Source organism: Psychrobacter urativorans, assembly GCF_904846675.1.
Lineage (GTDB): Bacteria > Pseudomonadota > Gammaproteobacteria > Pseudomonadales > Moraxellaceae > Psychrobacter > Psychrobacter urativorans_B.
In genome coordinates this window covers 27,914-48,019 of record NZ_CAJHBT010000009.1, presented here as the reverse complement: position 1 = coordinate 48,019, position 20,106 = coordinate 27,914, and the positions used below count along the sequence as shown (strand labels likewise).

Below are 20,106 nucleotides of genomic sequence, written 5' to 3'. Positions count from 1 at the left end.
CGCTCAATACTATCCAAATTAATTGGGCAGTTTGGGCGGCTTTTTAGGTTTTGGTAAGGGAGTCTTGGCATCTCCAGCAGCTTTGCTGTCGGGGTTTGAGGTATAAATACTATTGTCTGAGCTATGATTTTTGCCACCACCAATCGCTCCTAGCGTCTTAGTGGTTTTATCATATTGAATGTCATCGCTGTAGGGGACGCTATTTAGCTCTTCATCTATTAGCCCATCGTCTAGGTCGACTACCTTTTTGGGTGCACCATTAGATAACGTGGTATGGCTTGCTTGCCCTGCACTGGCTTCATCATTTTGAGGTTGGTTGCCGTAATAGATGTCCGTTGCGCTCGCTTTCATAGATTCAGGGAGTACTTTGACATCCGATAAGCGGCGCACTACATAATTACTGGGCAGCGGTTTGCCACCTTTTTGCGCAGAGTTGTCCTCAAAAATCATATGACCTCTGCTATCAATACGCGCATATTTCATTGGCTTATTACGCGGCCAAAAAAAGTCTGAGGGATGGGTAATAACATGGCTAAAAATAAGCTTGGTCAAACGGCTCCATTCAAAGACACGCACTTCTTTAGAGCGCAGCGCCACGAGCAATGCCAGAGAAAAGCTCACCATTAAGTTCACCATACCAATCAGCGCCACCCCAAGAATGGACAATAAAATTAACGGCCAGCTCATTTGCGTGGAGGATAAGTTGAATAAGCCATGTGCTAAGTTGGCTGAAGCAAAGGCAATATGGCGAATATCAATCGGCAACCCAAACAAGAAGCCAATAGTGGCGGTACTGCCTAAAAAGACCCCAAAAATAAAGTTACCCATAATAGCGCCAAGATTGGCTTCTATAAAGCCGCATAAGCGCTGCAGCCAGGCTTCAGGCAATAGGATTTTTAGCAGACGATGCCGACGTATACGCGCACCAATTTGGTTATAAATGGCTAAATTATCATAGTAGCCCGCAATAAGACCGGATAAGAATAAATAGACCCCAGCGATAGCAGCATGCGGCAGTGCTAATGAGCGGAAAGGGTCAAGGTCATGGAGCAAATGCGCTGCCTTATCAGTATTAATCATCGGTGCACCGGTATATTGTAAAAATGCATAAGAGATAATCAATGCGACCGGTATAGCGAGCATAATGTTGCCCATAATAGCGATAAACTGCGTACGTAAAATATCCACTACCAACTCAGACAGTTTAGTAAGCTGATGCGACTTTTTACCAGAGCCCTCAGATATAGTTGAAGCTATAGCGGCCGCGGTCATCGCTGGCTGTTTAGTAGCGACAGTACCGTGGATAACATGGATAAACACAAAGCCCAACCCATAAATCATACTATTCACAAAAGCGCGAACCATCGGCGCAATGGCTAACTCATAGGCCAATATCTTAGTGGTCGCCATAAAGGCAATAACAAAGCCGCCGATAGACGCCTTTTTAAACATCTGCTGATAGCCAGATCTATCCGTGCTGATATAGTGTTCACCAACGCGGCTGGCATTTTCGGTCACTTTTCGTGACAACAGCTTAGTATTATTATCAATCAGATAGCCAATACTATAACGACGATTGGCAGTAACCACTAGCGTTTGAATCAGCTCAATGATGGCGCCATCACGCCTAGGGCCATCGACAGAAACCAGCTTGGTCAAGATGCGCACGCGTTGCAAGCTTTGATCAAGGCGTAGCATCATGTTGGTTAAACGTATGGAGATACCCGTTTTATAAATACGCTTGCGCACTGTGGCGACGATGTCTTCACATTGCTCAAGCATGACCAATAGGGGTGCTGAGCTAACGGCTTGCTCAGGGATAATATCAGTCAAATTATCCAACTCGTGCGCTTGCCGATATTGATTGACGAATAAGACCGCTTCCTGATTTTGTGCGACAAAAGCCGCTGAATAATTAAGTATTTGCGGATAAGATTCCATCAAGTCTGGATGCAGACCAATACCACTAATACGATAAGATAAAATAATAATCGCGTTCAAAATATTGTTTTTAGCGGTGGCAACTAAATTTAAACGTTCTTCTTCAACTTTGAGTAATTCAACCAGTGCATCCCACTTGTCTTTATCTATGCTCGCCAGCCAGCGCTCATCAGAGCGTTTATCGAATAAATAACCAATCAGCTCAACCACCGAATCATCTTGGGGTAATAACGGTAAAAACCGGTGACCGATTAAGCGCCGAAAACTACTAAAAAATCCTTCATCTGACATGATACCGGTATCGGTATACAAGGCAATTTGGCGATATTGAGTAATGAGCGTTAATACAAAGCTAGCCAGCCCGTCCGCATACTCTGGGTGCTGCTGCAAAATATTAATGAGTGTCTGAATATTTTTATTGGCAAGCACCAGCTCCTTATCATTGACTCGAAGCTCATCAATTAAGCGTTTGAGCACTGACGGATCAGGCACATCACTTAAGGCAGTTATCTGCTGTAAAATGCGTTTTATCTCTGGCACACTGTAGCCTTTATTGTTATTTGAATGGGTATGACTCGCACAGAATTGATGCCAATAAAACCAATTGAAGAATTGGTTAAATAGCGCTCAAGGATAACTATTAATTAATAAGTATTTTTTATAGCTAAGTGTTTTATGAGCGAGAAGGGACGCGCAGGCAATAACTGTATAGTTTGAGGTATTTTAATCTGAACCGCATATTGATAATCAATTATTTTGTTAGTAGTTGTTTTTTGGCAAAAAAAAGGACAGTAACGAGACTGTCCTTCTTGATATTTTATTATTAATACGGTAATGAATAACTATTTAAAATGCTAAACAGAGGCACCAAAGTAATCAAGATCGAAGTTCATCATCGGATCACTACCCGCTTTTACCATTTGCGCATGAGCGTCAATACGCGGCAAGATACGACCGACGAAGTAATCCGCAAGCTTGGCTTTATTGGTATAAAACTCGCCCTCTTTACCGTCAGCGGCTTCTACCATCATGGCGAACATGTACGAGTAGCATAGATAGCCGAACGCATGCATGTAGTCGACTGCACAGCCATTGATTTCACTTTTACGGACACTAATATTAGCAAGGACAGTTTTAGTCAACTCTTCAACAGTATCGGTCGCCTCTAAGGTGGCTTGCTTGATACCGTGGTTCGCTTGCATCGCATTAACAAAATCTCGAATTTCACCTAAGAAATTGGTGATGTATTTACCATCGTTACGAGCAACTTTACGGCCTAATAAGTCAAGCGCCTGAATACCATTTGCGCCTTCATAAATCTGTGCGATACGGGTATCACGTACGATTTGCTCCATGCCCCATTCTCGAATATAACCATGACCACCAAAGACTTGCTGGCAATCGATAGTGGCCTCTAAACCTTTATCAGTTAAAAAGGCTTTGGCAACGGGCGTTAATAAGGCCACACGAGCAGCGGCAATTTGCGCAGCTTCTGGGTCCGTGCTGAATTTTTCGGTATCGAGTTGCTTGGCGACATACATCGCAAAGCAACGTGCCGCCTCAGAGTTGGCCTTGGCATTCAACAGCATCCGGCGCACATCAGCATGATAAATAATAGCATCCGCGGGCTTTTCAGGGCTTTGAATTTGGGTATCGCTACGACCTTGACCACGATCCATGGCATAGAGCGCCGCATTTTGATAGGCCAGCTCAGAGCCACCCAGACCTTGTAGACCCATAGTCACGCGTTCATAGTTCATCATAATAAACATGGTTGATAGACCGGTATTTTCAGTTCCAACCATCCAACCTTTAGCCCCATCGAAATTCATGACGCAAGTGGCTGACGCTTTGATGCCCATTTTATGCTCAATAGAGCCTGCTGCTAGCGTATTGCGCTCGCCTAAGCTGCCGTCTTCATTGACCAAGAATTTTGGAACGATGAATAGGGAAATACCCTTGGAGCCTTCTGGCGCATCTGGGGTTTTTGCCAATACCAAATGAATAATATTTTCTGTTAAATCGTGCTCACCGCCGGTAATGAAAATTTTGGTACCAGAGATATTAAAGCTGCCATCATTATTAGGCACGGCTTTGGTTTTAATAATACCCAAATCAGTACCGGCATGAGGCTCAGTTAAGCACATCGTACCTGACCATTCGCCCGAATACATTTTTTCTAGATAGGTTTGCTTTTGCTCCTCTGAAGCCGCCGCATTTAGGCACAGGGTTGCGCCAACAGTGAGGTTGGGGTAGAGAGCAAAAGATTGGTTGGTGGTGTAAATCATCTCTTCGGTCAGCATAGTGACCATTTTTGGGAACCCTTGACCGCCGTATTCAGGATTACCCCCAAGGCCAACCCAGCCTGACTCAGCATATTGCTTATAGGCGTCTTTAAAGCCTTCAGGAGTGGTTACCACACCGTCACCTTGATAGGTTGCGCCTTCTTCATCACCGCTGCGGTTAATAGGCAGCATGACGTTCTTAGACAACTTTGCCATTTCTTCTAAAATCATATCGACCGTTTCCATGTCAACATGAGACAAATTATCATTATTTTTCCAGAACTCATGGGCTTTAAAAACATCCGTTAATATGAAGCGCATGTCATTGAGGGGAGCATTATAAATAGACATAAATATTCCTTTGATCCAAATGAATAAGAATTAAGTTTGTTAGGTTTTTCAATTGTTTTATTGGTTTAATATTAATAATTGATAGCTAAAGTTTAGCAAATTTGCAGATAGGCTTGTGTATCTCTTCGTGAATTGTGCGTGCACCGAAAGTTACTATTCATTGCAAGAGCACTAATAAAGCGGTCATCAATCAAAATCGGCAACATACCGAAGCATGTTGCCGATTAAAGCTACTTTTATTAAAATTACCGTGATTAGCATTTTGCTAAATTAAGAGTTGAGACCTTCAGTTAAAACGCAAATTGATCAACGTCCATGCTCATGTACGGCTCAACGCCAGTAGCGATACGCTGTACGTGAGTGGTAGTGCGCGGTAATAATTTGGCAAAATAGAACTGTGCTGTTTTCACTTTGGCATCATAGAATGCATGTTCGCTGCTACCATTGGCGATTTCAGTTTGAGCAATCAATGCCATACGCGCCCAAAGGTAAGCAAGGGTGACGTAGCCACTAAAGTACATGTAATCAACAGCTGCGCCGCCTACCGCTTCAGGGTTTTCAGTCGCCTGCATACCGATACGGGCAGTGAGGTCGCCCCATTCTTTCAGGTGCTTGGCAAGTGGACGGATGAATTGTCCCATCTCATCTTTGTCTTTATTGTCTTCACAGAATTTCTGGATAATCTGTACGAAGTTTGCGAGTAGCTTACCTTGTGAACCTAAAACTTTACGACCCAATAAATCTAGCGCTTGAATTTCAGTAGTACCTTCGTATAAGCAGGCAATACGGGTATCACGGACGTTTTGTTCCATGCCCCATTCACTGATATAACCATGACCACCATAAACTTGGATGCCGTGATTGGCAGCTTCTAAACCTGTTTCGGTTAAGAAGGCTTTGGCAATAGGGGTCAATAATGATAGCATTTGATCCGCAAATTCAAGGTCATCACCTTCGCCTTTAGCAACGGTATCTGCAAAATGGGCAAGGTAATATACCAATGCACGACCACCTTCAGCAAAGGCTTTTTCGGTCAATAGCATGTTACGTACGGCTGGATGAACGATGATAGGGTCAGCGACTTTATTCGGTGCTTTAGCGCCTGATAGCGAGCGCATGGCTAAACGGTCTTTGGCATAAGATAATGAGCCTTGGAACGCATATTCAGCGGCGGTTAAGCCTTGAACGGCCGTACCGATACGCGCGACGTTCATGAAGGTGAACATACATTGTAGACCACGGTTTTCAGGGCCGATTAGATAGCCGGTAGCGCCGTCGAAGTTCATTACGCAGGTAGCGGAGGCTTTAATGCCCATTTTGTGTTCGATAGAGCCACACGTTACTTTATTAACATCACTTAAGCTGCTGTCTTCATTGACCATTACTTTCGGTACGATGAATAGCGAGATACCTTTGGTACCAGCAGGAGCACCGGGTAGGCGGGCTAACACAATATGAATAATGTTATCGGTTAAGTCATGTTCACCGGCTGAAATAAATATTTTCTGACCGGTAATGCTATAGCTACCATCATCGTTAGGTTCGGCTTTGGTACGGATAATACCCAAGTCCGAGCCGGCATGCGCTTCAGTAAGACACATCGTGCCTGACCATTCGCCAGTGACCATTTTTTCTAAATAGATGTCTTTTTGGGCGTCAGTACCGTGATGCTCGATGGTTTGAATCGCGCCATGCGATAATCCAGGATACATAGAGAACGACCAGTTAGCAGTGCCCACCATCTCGTTAATAACGGTCGATAATGAAAACGGCATATTTTGACCGCCGAACTCTTCTTCAGCAGACAGTGCAGGGAAGCCCAGTTCACAGTACTGCTGATAAGCTTCTTTAAAACCTTTTGGCGTGGTGACTGTACCATTGTCGAACTGGCAGCCTTCCGCATCACCGCTTTGGTTAAGAGGTGACAGCTCATTTTCAGCAAAGCTTGCAGCCATCTCAAACAGGCTGTCCATCAATTCGCGATCCGCTTCTTGAAATTTTGGAAGACGCTTGTAGTGACTTTCGCTATCAAGTAGCTCATGCATGACGAATTGGATATCACGTAGAGGCGCTTTGTATTGCATAACTTCCTGTCCTTTTTTGAATATAGTGTCTAGTATGACCGATTATTAATCTTGCAAACACCCATTTTTAAGCGCCTATCTTGAGGTACTTTAATTCAAGCAGTTTTCTTAATGGAGAGTGCAAAGTTCACAAAAGTCATATTTACCTATAAAAGATAGGCGCTCACAGGGAATTATACAAGTTTGGGGATGAGACTGATAAGTCATGAACCTCTCTTGCATCCTATCGTTAATAAATACTAATAGATAATATGTTATCGCTATAAATAAGCAAAAAGTAATTTTATTAGTAAGTTATACGCAGTCTTGCTAACTGATAGTAAACACTTGGTGGAAGGCCGCATGACAGTTGAGCATTTGTCCATAGTGCGCTCTTGCTCAGATAAAAACAGCCGTATAGATACCAAACGGTCGGTTAAGTATAAAGACTCTGTGATAGCCAAGTATCCGCTCATAGGCTGCATTAACGGAAATATAGCACAAATTAGCATCTAATATAGAGATGGCATTCTTAATACACTCGCATAATTGAGTAAGTAATTACTGCTTAATGGAGTCGGAAATCAAGGTAAAAGTGCACACAATATCGGCACAGAAAAAGTCAAGACAAGTGCTACAAAGTTAAAAAAGATGCTGACGGTAAAGATAAAGGAAATAGCAATAGTAAAATAAAGGGTCGTATTTCTTATGGTAAGGTGTATTAGGTGCTCTTATCTTGTTTTATTTTTATATAGGTGCGTGCTTAACGTTTAGTAGTAGATGATTAATACCGGATTAGGTTATGAGCGCATGCAGAGTAGCGAGTGCGACTACCGGTGCGGTTTCGGTACGCAGCACTCGTGCCCCTATTTGCCATGGTGCAAAACCTGTGTGCTCAGCTTGCGTGCACTCCTCATCACTAAGCCCACCTTCAGGACCTATTAACAACTCAATGTAGGGTTTGTCTTCTGCTAATACTGATAATAATGCTGCTGGCATCAAGGGCTGATCTGCGACTGGAACGCTCATCATTAGGCGCAAATCCACTTGGTCATTGAGAACTTGATAATATGGGTCTGTACTAAGGGTTGCCATAATAGGACTGACCGCCATGCCCGTGTTTAAACTGTCTTTATCTATACCTGGCTTATTTAGAGAGGGTAGCCAAGTCGCCATTGGTAATGGCGCAAGAATAAGAGGCGGGCGGTTTAAGCCGCATTGCTCACAGGCTGCTATAGCGACTTGTTGCCAATGCAGCAGTTTTTTTCCCACTTGCGCAGGCTTGAGGGATACCTCGCCATGTTGGCTACTGAGCAGTTGAATGGCGGTTACCCCAAGTTCAGTTGCTTTTTGGATAGCGTAATCCATGCGCTCACCACGGCTCATCACCAAGGCAATTTTGCTAATGATAGGTGCGCTCCGATCGTCGCTCATATGCGCTAATAATGTCACGGTCGCTTGCTTTTTACTGATGGTTTGCAAGCGAACGTGGTACTCACCCCCAAAGCCATCAAATAAAACGCCCTCATCACCGATATTTGCCCGCAGTACACGGCACCAATGATGGACAATACTGTCGGTTAACGCCACATCACCACCTATTGGCAAGGTGCCTAATCTTGGCAGATAAGAGTACTCGGCTCGATTATCATTGATATTGTCATCATCACTGCTGGTAGCATAAAAAAAACGGCGCATGATAAGTGATTCCTAATGATTGAATAATAGACAGTTTTAGAGTTAAAAAAATGATACTTAACTATGAAAGTAAATCATGTTAGCTATAATGAGGCTATTGTATAATAAATGACACACAAAATAAAAATCAGAATAAAGTTTAGTCTCGATACAGGTAATAGTGTAAAAGAGAGGTGAGAATTTGGACCATAAAAAAACTGGCGTTCTTTGGAACGCCAGTTTATTAAGTAACAATAAGCGTGATAAGTCCTTACCCTTAAAGTTTGTACAATAAAGGTTTATATATTCTATGTTCCAAGTCCCAAAGCTTCAACCAAGCGTTTATTTGGTTCAACCTTATTCATGCTATAAAAGTGCATGGCCGGAACACCCTCGGCAATTAAACGCTCACACAAGCGATAAACCACATCAAAGCCAAACTCGCGAATGGCCTTACGGTCGTCACCAAAGTCAGCAAGCTGCTTACGCACATAACGTGGTATATCAGCGCCACAGCCGTCGGCAAAGCGTACCAAATTGCTAGAGTTAGTAATCGGCATGATGCCGGCGACTAGCTGTTGCTCAGTGGTATCAATGCCGCGCTGCTCTAAAGCATCACGCAAGTATAAATAGCTGTCGGCATTATAAAAGAACTGGGTAATCGCCGCGTTCGCGCCCGCATCAAACTTGCTTACCAAGTTATCAATATCGAATAAAAAACTACGCGCTTGTGGATGCATTTCAGGGTAAGCGGCCACTTCAATATTAAAATGATCGCCTGAATGCTCACGAATGAACTTGACCAAATCGACCGCGAATGGCAGCTGACCCATTCCTACTTGCCCTGAGGGTAAGTCACCACGCAGGGCTACTAAGCGTTTGATACCTAAGCCTTTATAATGCGTTAGTAGCTCAGATATTTCGTCTTTATCATCACCAATGCAGGATATATGTGGGGTGATTTCAGTCTCACCGCGATTGCATAACGCTTGCACGATCTCTAAAGTGCGGCTACGCGTTGAGCCACCAGCACCATAAGTTACCGAAAAATACGCGGGGGAGAGTTTATTAAGCTCGTCAAAAGTATTGAGTAACTTCTCATGTCCCTGCTCAGACTTGGTAGGGAAAAACTCAAAAGAAAAAGCAGGCTTACTCACAATCACGCTCCTCAGTACTCATATTAGTATTTATAGGTATCAGGTTTGAACGGACCTTCGACAGGAACGCCTAGGTATTCAGCTTGCTTGTCAGTTAGCTTGGTTAATGTACCGTTAAAGCCTGCAACCATCGCAGCAGCAACTTCTTCGTCGAGCTTCTTCGGCAATACTTTGACGTATAAGTTGTCAGTACGCTTATCGGTTGGCAATTCAGCAAACTTCTCTTCAAACAGGTACATCTGTGCCAATACTTGGTTCGCAAATGAGCCGTCCATTACCCGTGATGGGTGACCAGTAGCATTACCCAAGTTCACCAAACGACCTTCCGCCAATAAAATCAGGTAATCATTCACATCGTCTGAGCGGAAGATTTGATGAACTTGTGGCTTAACTTCAACCCAGCGCCAGTTTTCACGCATAAACTGGGTGTCGATTTCAGTATCAAAGTGACCTATATTACAGACTACTGCACCAGGTTTTAGGGCCGCCAGCATGTTTTTGTCACAGACATGATAGTTACCGGTAGTCGTGACAATCATGTCGGTATCTTCAAGCAGGCGGGTGTTGATGTTTTCCGCGCCGCCAGTATTGTCGCCATTGATGTACGGTGATAATACTTCATAACCATCCATACAAGCCTGCATAGCACAGATAGGATCAACTTCTGATACCCGAACAATCATCCCTTCTTGACGTAAACTCTGTGCTGAGCCTTTGCCCACATCGCCATAACCGATCACTAAAGCGCGACGACCCGCAAGGAACATATCTGTACCGCGTTTGATCGCATCGTTTAAGCTATGACGGCAGCCGTATTTATTGTCATTTTTAGACTTAGTGACCGCGTCATTAACGTTGATAGCAGGGACTTTTAGGGTGCCTTTATTCAACATCTCAATTAAGCGATGCACGCCGGTAGTGGTCTCTTCTGAGATACCGTTGATGCTATCAAGCATTTGCTCATATTCATTATGAATCAGTGCGGTTAAGTCGCCGCCATCATCCAAAATTAAGTTAGCATCCCAAAGTTTACCGGATTCTTCACCACCAACGTGGACTTGTTGACGTAGGCACCACTCGTACTCTGCCTCAGTTTCGCCTTTCCAAGCGAAGACAGGAATGCCTGCAGCAGCAATCGCAGCAGCAGCGTGGTCTTGAGTTGAGAAGATATTGCATGACGTCCAACGTACTTCTGCACCAAGCGCCACTAAGGTCTCGATAAGCACCGCAGTCTGAATGGTCATGTGGATACTGCCGACGATTTTTGCGCCTTTAAGCGGTTGATCCACTTCATAGCGACGACGCAGACCCATAAGGGCAGGCATTTCGGCTTCGGCAAGGGTGATTTCACGGCGGCCGTAATCAGCTAAGCTAATATCAGCGACTTTATAGTCAGTGAAAGAGGGGTCGATCGTATGGGCAGATGGGGTAGTAGACACTGCGTCCATAATATGCTCCTATCAGTGGTTAACGTATGATAAAAAGAATAAAAACGCAGGTGCCGTTGTTTGTGCTGTTTAATGCTAAAATCATTCGTATTAAACAGTTTACCGAGCCTAACATGACGAATTAATCAGCATAGCTTGTTCATAAATCTCAAACGTAACTATTAATTCATATGGCGCAACACCTCTCGGAGGTCGTTATTGTAATGTATGGGACGCGGATTGTCACCTATTGGCTGCGGTAAATGCTAGGCGCTCATACGAATTAATTTTTTGAATAGTTAAAGTTCAATTAATGGACATAAAAAAAGATCATCAATTGATGACCTTTTTTTTAATAATACAAATTTTACTTAATGTAGAATAATCTTAGAACCAGTTATAGGTTAATGAGGTAAAAAAGTTAGTACCTTCAGTATTGTAACCTGGTGCTGTCACATATTTTTCGTTAGTGATATTGTTTAAGCGCGCAGTCATAGTCAGATTAGGATTTAACTGATAGTTACCACTTATGTTAAACAATCCATAATTTTCAACGAATTGTGATTTAGTATTGGAAACATTATAATAATAATCACCTACATATTGATATTCAGCCCGAATATCTAAGCTTGGCAGGCGATAACCGGCATAAACTAAGCCTTTATGTTCAGGGCGAATAGCTAAGAAGTTACCGTCGTCGCTGCCACCACTATTGTCTTTAGCTTTCTGATAGTCGTAGCTACCCCCCAATAAATAATTATCGATTACCCAGTCTGAAGTTAACGATAGACCTTCGATTTTGGCTTCATCAATATTTTTAATACTACCGTAAGGATTTTCAGGCGTAGGAATGCCATCACTAGCTATTAAGTCTTCTACTTCGTTACGATAACCAGTTAAGCGCGTAAGCTGAAGTAACGTTTCATATTCAACAAAAGCTTCATAGTTATCACTGCTTTCAGGTTTCAGATCAGAATCTCCACCGTAACCTGGGTATATATCATTAAATGTAGGCGCACGAAAACCCTTAGCGTAGCTAGCACCAGCACGAAGGTTGGGGTTAATATGATACGCACCACCTAAATTGTAAGTCGTTTTATCACCATATTGTGAGTTATCATCGAAGCGGACGTTAGCTTGCGCATCAAACTGATTACTAGCTACAACATAGCCTAAAAATGCACTGGTTACATCGCGATCATCAACTTTATATGCGTCAGAATCAAGGCTTTGGCTAAGATACTCTAGTCCATAGATGCCTTGGCCAATAGGCAATATATGTTGACCAACCAAGCTAACTTGGTCTTGCTTGGTGTTATAAAAACTAGGATTGCTATCGTAGTCATCGCTCTTATCAATAGAATGACCGTATTGTAGCTTTACCGAAGAGCCTGGTAGATAGCGCCAATCAACAAATACTTGCGCAGAACCGTTTTCTTGATCCGAGTATGCATCTACCATACTATCATCAAACTCAGTAGTTGACTTACTGTACAAGGCGCTAACACCTGTAGTCCATTGCTCATTAATACGCTGAGTTAAGGCGACACTAAAATTATTACTTTCAAAGCCATCGTCATCTTTATTGTAACCATACGCCCCTGGTAAGGTGGCATTGATACCATCGGTTTCATTGTGACTGGCTGAAAGGCTTAGCGCTGTACCATTGCTATTATTAAGTTGGGCACTAGCGCCGTATAAGTATTGGTTATGCGAGCCGACACCCGCGGTCACAGAAAAGTTGCTTTTCTCAACGTTGGACCCTTTGGTGAAGACTTGGATGACACCGCCCATAGCGTCTGCGCCATAAATACTGGATCCTGAAGCACCATATAAGATTTCGATACGATCGATTTGATCAGCAGGCAGTAAGCTAAGGGTAGCACCGCCGCTAGTTAACGAGCTATAACGTATACCATCGATAAGTACTAAGATTTGCTTATTATCATAGCCACGCATATAAAAGTTAGATAGGGCACCGGGGCCCCCATTAGTATACTGACTAATACCTGGCTGACGCTTAAGTACTTCAAGAGCGCTTTGACCTTGATAACGTTGCAATTCCTCACTATCAACAACCCGTGTCTGAGCAATAGTATTACTAACCTTAGTCGGTGTACGCGTGGCAGTCACCACGACTTTATCAAGCTCAACTTGTGGCAGTTCGTTATCACTGATGACGTTTATGTCCGCGCTGGCAGACGTGGCAGCTGTTGCGCTAGCAGCAAATACGCCAAGCGCGCTTAAAATACGCAATCGAAGATAGGTGGTCGAAGACGAACGTGATAAAACCATAATCAATCCCAAAGTTACCCTGTTAAAAAATTATAAAAGCGAAAATTAAGACGCCAAAAGTTACAAAAAAAGTAGACAATCTAAACAGCGCTCATTATCCATAAAAGTGATACAGTTATGAACTGTTTTAGCTTAATATTTCTTCACGGTAAGATGAGTAAGTTTCATGACAGCAGTGATTTATTCAATTATTCGTTATAGTGCACAGCGGTTGTCAATAATTGTTATTATAGCGCCAGCTATTTTTATTTCATTGGTCAGTGGTTTGGTATCAGCCCGTCGAATGCTGACGATAAGATTTTAAATTTAATTTGAATAAAGCTAAGAGGTTTGTTTTGTCTATTAAGCGTTATCTGAGTCCTACTGGCTCGTCTCCCTTCTTCATCTCACGATTTATAGCAGCATTGCTACTGGCATTGCTGTTCAGTCTAGTTTCTCCTAATGCCGTATTTGCTGCTGAAGGCGGTGTGCTGGGTATCGGTGGTGGCAATGGCGATCAGGATGAGAGTACAAGTGAGCCGGCTGCGGACTCGTTCGGACGCGATACGCCGCGTAATACAGTGCAAGGTTTCATTAGTGCGCTTAGTGATAATGACAATCTGCTGGCTAGCAATTATCTTAATCTGTCCAAATCTGATAATCCAACCACTGCCGTGCGCCAGTTTAAACTAGCCCTAGATGCGGGTGGGCGTTTTCAGCCAGATTTGCAGCTTAACAATACTCCTGAGGGTAACTTAACTGACCAGCTGCCACCCAGCCAAGAAAAAGTCGGTAATATCAGTATTGATGATAAGAGCGTGCCGCTGTTATTAGAGCGGGTAGTCTCCAAAAAAGGCGAGCAGTACTGGCAGTTCTCAAGTGAGACCATCCGCTCTATTCCGGAAGTGTTAGAAAATACTAAGCCGACCCTAATATCGCGATATACCTCTGATACGCTGGATAATAAAAAGCTGTTTGGCTATCAATTGACTGACTTAGTCGCAGCAGTGACGCTAACCATTGCTAGCTTTGTGCTGACCTATGTGCTGGTATGGTTATGGTATAACTTGTTAAAACTGGCCTATCCACGGGTACGCGGTATGCCGCTGCCATTACCGAATAAAGTGATATTGCCGCTTTCTATCGTCATCATGGCGCTGATTTTATCAGAAATCATGGTCTATGCTGGCGTGACAGTCACGCTACGGGAACCAGTCAATCGCTTTACTGAGATTACCTCATGGGTAGCGATGACTTGGTTATTGCTACGAGTCATTGACGCAATTTTTACCCGCGCTGTGAATTTAAGCTATAAGAAGAACTATACTGAGCGCGTCTCTATATTAGGTCTGATGCGCAAAGTAGTTAAAGCACTGCTATTGATATTTGCCATTATTGTTATCTTTGGCAATTTAGGCTTTGACTTAACCACTGGTATTGCAGCGCTTGGGGTTGGTGGTTTGGCCTTAGCTCTTGGTGCGCAAAAAACCATCGAAAACCTCGTTGGTAGCGTAGTAGTAGTGGCAGATTCGCCAGTCCGGATAGGAGATTATTGTCAGTTTGGTACTCAAGCGGGTACGGTCATTGATATTGGTATTCGTTCATCACGGGTGCGTACACTGACACGCACCATAGTGACTGTCCCTAACGGTGACTTTTCATCTATGCAGATTGAGAATTTTACTTCACGGGATATGTTTCGATTTTTTCACCAGTTATATCTTAAGCGTACCGCTGATATCGAAGTGGTATTTAAGATGGTGCAGGACTTAGATAAGCTTTTAGATGAGCACCCTCTCACCAACCAAGAATGGAATCAAGTCAATATCTTAGAGCTACGTCAAGACTGTTATGTGATTCAATTACAGGCCTATTTGAATGCTATTGATATTGTAGATTTTTATAACAAACAGAACGAGGTACTCGTTGATGTTCTACAGAAAGTAAAAAAATATAATGTCGAGCATGCCCTGCCTACTCAGCAGTTGATTATTGATCAAAGCGAGCTGGAGCACCATTCAGAAAACAGTAATGAAGACAAGACCGCTGACGATGCTGATTATAATAGACTCGATGCTGATGCCAGTAGCGTTACTAGTACGGATACTAGCTCCGACAGTAATAGTAAGCAGCACGTTGACACTACTAATTTAAGTGAAGATGCCGACAGCAAGGGTGCTAAAGTAGCTGATAAGCGACCACATCAATCAGACAAAAAGAAAAGTGTTTTGAATAAATCTAAAAAAAATATCAATCTTAGATTAACAAAACGTAAATTCAAGCATTTCAAACGTATCAATAAACATAATAGTAAAAAAAATAGCCTCTCTATATGGAACCAACCATGGTGTTAATTTTATTCGCAACCAGTCGCATAATAAATTATAGAGAGCCTCAAATCAGTCAGTCATTCACGCCCATCCATCATACAGGTACAGCCTCTTTATCATTCATCTGACCATAATGTGCCCATAGTAGTAAACTTGCGGCGCTAAGATGCGGCGACCAATCATGGCTCGCTATTTTTAACTGTTTGGGAGTTGGGCGTTCTTTTAAATCTAATAAATCCATCGCAGCCACTTTAACGGCCAAATCATCGACAGCGAGGACATCAGCGCGTCCTAATGATAATAGCAAATACATTTCAGCCGTCCAGCGACCAATCCCAACAACGGCTGTGAGTATATCCACCACATCTACATCTGTCATTGTTGCCAGCGCCTTAAAATCTATATCATGTTCAACTAATGAGCGCGTATAACGGATTTTTTGTCTAGACAAACCGTGCGCCTTTAATGTGTCATCTTCTGCTTGCATAATTGCTTGTGGAGAAGTTAAGTCGCTATCAACCAGTCGTTGCCAAATACTGCTCGCCGCCGCAACGGACAATTGCTGTCCTACCATCGCGCGCATCAATTGCTTAAAGCCACCGGCATTGCGGCGTAAATCGGGTGTTCCAACTTGTTCATAGATAGCAGCAAACTTCGGCTCGATAGCAATCAGTGCCTTAATATGGGCGGTTAGTTCTTCTTGGTTTTCAATTGTTTGTACGCTCATAAGTGTCTCATTTAATATCAGGGTATTATTTGATAAGCTATCAGTTGTTTTGATATTCCAAGCAAATTTAGGAATAAAAAAGGACTACATTTCAGTAGTCCTTTGTTATTTAAGTAATCAATTTATAAATAACAAACTTACAAGTTACTCAGCATCAGGCTTATTCTTTTTTAACAGTACCAATACGGCACCATTACCACCGTCTTTTGGCGGAGCAGAACAAAATGCCAATACTTCTGGCAGCTGACGTAACCAACCATTGACACAAGTCTTAAGGATAGCCTCACTACCTTTACCATGGACGATTTTTACCATCGTTTCATTGTTTTGCTTGGCTTGGCTTAGCAGTTGAGTCATCGCCTCGCGAGCCTGTTCAATCGTGCAACCATGAATATCTACTGCATCATACCAACGCAGTTTACCTTGCTTTAACTGAGTAAAGATCTTATTTTGCAGAGTAGGATTCTTATAAGATAAGTAAGCTTCACCAGCGACAGGATTAAGCAGCGCTTGCATGTCTGACAGACCCGCACCTAATTCTGCAGCGTCACTACCTTGTGCAGCGGCACGTTTTGATAAGGTCGCTGCATCAGGTTTTTTGGCTTTTGCTGCATTAGCAGGCGAGCGCACGTTTTTATCATCGAGCTGATTGACGCCATGCATCGCTTGCATGAACAATACTTTGTCATCATCGATATGGTTGCTATCTAGCTGTTTAACCGTTTTTTTGACTTGTTTTTGGCTAAGCAAAGAAACCGGTTCCGTTGGTTTTTGATTGTCGCCATCAGGGGATGTGGTATCGCGACCTTTGCTGAGTTGTCCTTTAAGCTCTTGGAGCTGGTCTTGCATGTCTTTTGAGAATAGAGAATTTGCCATAAGAGTTAACGTGTCTGTTTATTGAGTGGTTTATTGAGTAAGATTAGCCAAAAAATAAATTAGCTTATTTCGTAATACTTTACGCGCTTGCAGGTACGCTCGCAAGTAAGGATTGTAACGCTTGTCCTGGGTGATCGGTCTTCATAAACTGCTCGCCAATTAAAAAATGTCGAATATTATGACCTAGCATTAAGCGAATATCGTCCGCGCTATGAATACCACTTTCGGTAACGATAAGCGCTTGTGATGGATTGGCGTTATTCGTGTCATTGTTGGAATCATTGTTATTGTTAGCAGTATTGTCGTCGGCCGCTAGTGCTTGTAATAAAGTGTTTTTTAAATCAAGCGTAGTCTGCAAGTCGACCTCAAAAGTGTTTAGGTTGCGGTTATTGATACCATAAATGTTATGTGTTGAGCGCGGTAGCTGTAAGGCACGTTCAAGCTCGTCTGCTGTATGCACTTCAATCAACACATCCATGCCTAAACTGATGCTTAGCGCATGCAATTCTTGTACTTGCGTGTCATCTAAGCAAGCCATAATAATCAATATACAGTCGGCACCCATTAAGTATGATTGATAAATTTGATAGACATCAATCATAAAGTCTTTGCGCAATATCGGTAGCTTGCAGGCGTCGCGTGCTTGGATAAGGTAACTGCCATCCCCTTGAAAATAATCACGATCGGTCAATACCGATAAGCAGCTGGCTCCAGCTTGCTCATATTGCTCAGCAAAAGCGGCAGGTTCAAAGTTATGATTGATAATACCTTTGGAGGGTGAGGCTTTTTTAATCTCAGCGATAATACCAATATCAGCGCCGCGCAGGGCGGCCGCAAAGCCGCGACGTGGACGGGTATCAGTGGCAACTTGTGCTTGCAACATCTCAAGTGACAGCACACTGCGTGCGGCGTCCACTTCATCACGTTTGGTGGCGACAATACGCTGTAATACGGATGGAATACCCGTGTGTGTTTCTAATTTAGTATTGTTGGCATGGTTAGCATTTAGGCTTGTAGTCATGAATATATCCGGCTATCAGTCAGTTTAATGGGGCAGTCATCAGTGTCTTATATTGCTTATAAAGTGAGATGACAGTGAATTGAGTAGCCGTCAGCTTAAGCAGGAGCAGCCAGCAGTTGGGTGTAATTAGCTAATGATTCAAGTTTGGTCAGCGCGGCGCCATTTGCGATAACTTTCTGTGCTTGGCTGACACCATCAGGATAAGTGCTGGCAAGTCCTGAGGTATAAATCGCGGCACCGGCGTTGAGGGCAATCATGTCGCGCGCTTTGAGTACCGCGCGCTCAGTAGTATCGCTACCTGATAACGCGGCGCGTATGAGCTTAAGGCTTTGCTCAGGGGAATCTACATCAAGTCCGATGAGAGTTTGGGATTCAATACCGGCATCTTCTGGCATTAGCTCATAGACTGATATCTCACCGTTTTTTAGTTCCGCCACGGTGGTTGAGGTGGCAAGGCTGATTTCATCTAGACCATCTTTTGCACCGACTACCATCACATGGCGGGCGCCTAAGTTTTTCATGACTTTCGCTAGCGGTTCGCATAGCTGCGCGGTAAAGACGCCAATGACCAAGTTTGGAACCCCAGCAGGGTTGGTTAGTGGCCCTAAAATATTAAAAATCGTCCGTGCTTTAAGCTCACGGCGCACCGGATTGGCGTAACGCATCGCGCTATGATGATTGGGCGCAAATAAAAAGCCAATGCCTTGGTTCTCGATGCAATCAAGCGCTTGCAGTGGTGTCAGTGCCAAACTAATACCGGCTTTCTCAAGTAAGTCTGAGCTGCCGGATCTGGTAGACACCCCTCGGTTGCCGTGTTTGGCAACCTGGGCACCAGCCGCCGCCGCTACCAAAGCTGAGGCAGTGGACACATTAAATAAATTGGCACCATCACCGCCAGTACCGACGATATCAACGAGATAGTCGCAAGCATTGGGCGCAATATTGGCTGCCAAATCGCGCATAGCACTAGCGGCAGCGGTAATCTCATCAATAGATTCGCCTTTCATTCGCAGACCGGTCAATATAGCACCCATCATGGCATTGCTACATTTTCCTTGCATAATAATCAGCATGACTTGATGCATCTCGTCAAATGTTAAATCAATATGCTGAAATATTCTATCTAAGGCGCTGGTCAGTAACTTATGAATTTGCTCATCGGAGAGCTGGGTAATATTTTTATTAGTCTCTTTAGTGGTGTTTTTAGTAATAGTTTCAGCAGTTGTTATGCTCTGGTCATCCTGTAGGCTAGCCGTGGTCATCAATATCTCACTTATTATTATTTTTTATCATTAGGGTTTAAAATTTTAGTTCAGAAAACTATAAGCAATTAGCTTACTTGTGGCAACTCATCTGTGGTCAATACCGCCAAGTTATGAATCTGCAAGAAATTGTTGAGCAGCTGGTAGCCGTCTTCACTTAAGATAGATTCAGGATGAAACTGCACACTTTCAATTGCAAATTCTTTATGGCGAAAGCCCATAATCTCTTCAATACTACCGTCTGTATTTTGCGTCCATGCAGTCACTTCTAAACAAGCAGGCAGGCAAGTTTTGTCAATCACCAAAGAGTGATAGCGCGTGGCTTGGCTTGGGTTAGGCAAGTCCACAAACACGCCCTGATTATTGTGATAAATAGCAGATAAGCGTCCGTGCATCACTGCGCCCGCTTTGATGACTTGACCGCCAAATGCTTGGCCAATTGCCTGATGACCCAAGCAAATACCCAATATAGGTATCACTCCTTTAAAAGTATCAATCACTTCTAGCGAAATACCAGCGCGGTCTGGATCACAAGGGCCAGGGCCTATGACAATGATATCAGGAGCAAGGGTTTTAATATCATCGATTGTGATCTGATCATTACGCCAAACGGTGATGTCCTGTTGCAATTCACCGAAGTACTGTACGATATTGTACGTAAAGCTGTCGTAATTATCGATCATCAGAATCATTATGGTTTCAACCTATTATTGTG

13 protein-coding genes are annotated in these 20,106 nt (G+C 43.3%); 1 reads left to right on the top strand and 12 read right to left on the bottom strand.

The window, feature by feature from the left end:
- Positions 1 to 18: 18 nt before the first annotated feature.
- The 7 genes from JMY06_RS06010 to JMY06_RS05980 all read right to left on the bottom strand — a co-directional run bounded on the left by JMY06_RS06010 (position 19) and on the right by JMY06_RS05980 (position 13,196).
- Entirely contained in the window at positions 19 to 2,481 is a 2,463-nt protein-coding gene (locus tag JMY06_RS06010) for a site-specific recombinase (protein ID WP_201617145.1), read from the bottom strand.
- A gap of 314 nt (positions 2,482 to 2,795) precedes the next feature.
- A complete protein-coding gene (locus JMY06_RS06005) occupies positions 2,796 to 4,577 on the bottom strand; it encodes an acyl-CoA dehydrogenase C-terminal domain-containing protein (protein ID WP_201617144.1) in 1,782 nt (593 codons plus the stop codon).
- Between the two features lie 290 nt (positions 4,578 to 4,867).
- Positions 4,868 to 6,661 carry an acyl-CoA dehydrogenase C-terminal domain-containing protein gene (locus JMY06_RS06000; protein ID WP_201617142.1) on the bottom strand — a complete coding sequence of 598 codons (1,794 nt, stop codon included), beginning with the start codon at positions 6,659 to 6,661 and terminating at the stop codon, positions 4,868 to 4,870.
- 774 nt (positions 6,662 to 7,435) lie between these two features.
- Positions 7,436 to 8,338 carry a 16S rRNA (uracil(1498)-N(3))-methyltransferase gene (locus JMY06_RS05995; protein ID WP_201617140.1) on the bottom strand — a complete coding sequence of 301 codons (903 nt, stop codon included), beginning with the start codon at positions 8,336 to 8,338 and terminating at the stop codon, positions 7,436 to 7,438.
- 287 nt (positions 8,339 to 8,625) lie between these two features.
- Complete coding sequence (locus JMY06_RS05990; RefSeq protein WP_413786893.1) at positions 8,626 to 9,477, bottom strand: methylenetetrahydrofolate reductase; 852 nt, start codon at positions 9,475 to 9,477, stop codon at positions 8,626 to 8,628.
- Positions 9,478 to 9,497: 20 nt separating this feature from the next.
- Positions 9,498 to 10,922: an adenosylhomocysteinase gene (gene ahcY / locus JMY06_RS05985; protein ID WP_201617136.1), complete on the bottom strand. Its 1,425-nt coding sequence runs from the start codon at positions 10,920 to 10,922 to the stop codon at positions 9,498 to 9,500.
- 366 nt (positions 10,923 to 11,288) lie between these two features.
- Positions 11,289 to 13,196, bottom strand: coding sequence for a TonB-dependent receptor plug domain-containing protein (locus JMY06_RS05980; protein ID WP_201617134.1), 1,908 nt, complete (start codon positions 13,194 to 13,196; stop codon positions 11,289 to 11,291).
- Positions 13,197 to 13,531: 335 nt separating this feature from the next.
- Between JMY06_RS05980 and JMY06_RS05975 the strand changes: the two genes are divergently transcribed.
- Entirely contained in the window at positions 13,532 to 15,529 is a 1,998-nt protein-coding gene (locus tag JMY06_RS05975; RefSeq protein ID WP_227672204.1) for a mechanosensitive ion channel family protein, read from the top strand.
- Between the two features lie 70 nt (positions 15,530 to 15,599).
- Here the strand turns inward: JMY06_RS05975 and JMY06_RS05970 are convergent, their stop codons facing one another.
- The 5 genes from JMY06_RS05970 to JMY06_RS05950 all read right to left on the bottom strand — a co-directional run bounded on the left by JMY06_RS05970 (position 15,600) and on the right by JMY06_RS05950 (position 20,083).
- The gene (locus JMY06_RS05970) at positions 15,600 to 16,232 is read right to left on the bottom strand and encodes a DNA-3-methyladenine glycosylase family protein (protein ID WP_201617132.1); all 633 of its coding nucleotides are present in this window, start codon (positions 16,230 to 16,232) and stop codon (positions 15,600 to 15,602) included.
- A gap of 144 nt (positions 16,233 to 16,376) precedes the next feature.
- Positions 16,377 to 17,108: a Smr/MutS family protein gene (locus JMY06_RS05965; RefSeq protein ID WP_201617130.1), complete on the bottom strand. Its 732-nt coding sequence runs from the start codon at positions 17,106 to 17,108 to the stop codon at positions 16,377 to 16,379.
- Between the two features lie 79 nt (positions 17,109 to 17,187).
- Entirely contained in the window at positions 17,188 to 18,129 is a 942-nt protein-coding gene (gene trpC, locus JMY06_RS05960; RefSeq protein ID WP_201617128.1) for an indole-3-glycerol phosphate synthase TrpC, read from the bottom strand.
- A gap of 95 nt (positions 18,130 to 18,224) precedes the next feature.
- Positions 18,225 to 19,394 (bottom strand): anthranilate phosphoribosyltransferase, encoded by a 1,170-nt coding sequence (trpD, locus tag JMY06_RS05955; RefSeq protein ID WP_413786891.1) that lies wholly within the window; start codon positions 19,392 to 19,394, stop codon positions 18,225 to 18,227.
- Between the two features lie 65 nt (positions 19,395 to 19,459).
- Positions 19,460 to 20,083 (bottom strand): anthranilate synthase component II, encoded by a 624-nt coding sequence (locus JMY06_RS05950; RefSeq protein ID WP_201526011.1) that lies wholly within the window; start codon positions 20,081 to 20,083, stop codon positions 19,460 to 19,462.
- Positions 20,084 to 20,106: the final 23 nt, after the last annotated feature.

Excerpts from the sequence above, each read along its gene's own strand:
- JMY06_RS05980 (WP_201617134.1), bottom strand. The coding sequence starts at position 13,196 with ATGGTTTTATCACGTTCGTCTTCGACCACCTATCTTCGATTGCGTATT.
- JMY06_RS05970 (WP_201617132.1), bottom strand. The coding sequence starts at position 16,232 with ATGAGCGTACAAACAATTGAAAACCAAGAAGAACTAACCGCCCATATT.
- JMY06_RS05950 (WP_201526011.1), bottom strand. The coding sequence starts at position 20,083 with ATGATTCTGATGATCGATAATTACGACAGCTTTACGTACAATATCGTA.
- JMY06_RS06005 (WP_201617144.1), bottom strand. The coding sequence starts at position 4,577 with ATGTCTATTTATAATGCTCCCCTCAATGACATGCGCTTCATATTAACG.
- trpC (WP_201617128.1), bottom strand. The coding sequence starts at position 18,129 with ATGACTACAAGCCTAAATGCTAACCATGCCAACAATACTAAATTAGAA.
- JMY06_RS05995 (WP_201617140.1), bottom strand. The coding sequence starts at position 8,338 with ATGCGCCGTTTTTTTTATGCTACCAGCAGTGATGATGACAATATCAAT.
- ahcY (WP_201617136.1), bottom strand. The coding sequence starts at position 10,922 with ATGGACGCAGTGTCTACTACCCCATCTGCCCATACGATCGACCCCTCT.
- JMY06_RS05965 (WP_201617130.1), bottom strand. The coding sequence starts at position 17,108 with ATGGCAAATTCTCTATTCTCAAAAGACATGCAAGACCAGCTCCAAGAG.
- JMY06_RS06000 (WP_201617142.1), bottom strand. The coding sequence starts at position 6,661 with ATGCAATACAAAGCGCCTCTACGTGATATCCAATTCGTCATGCATGAG.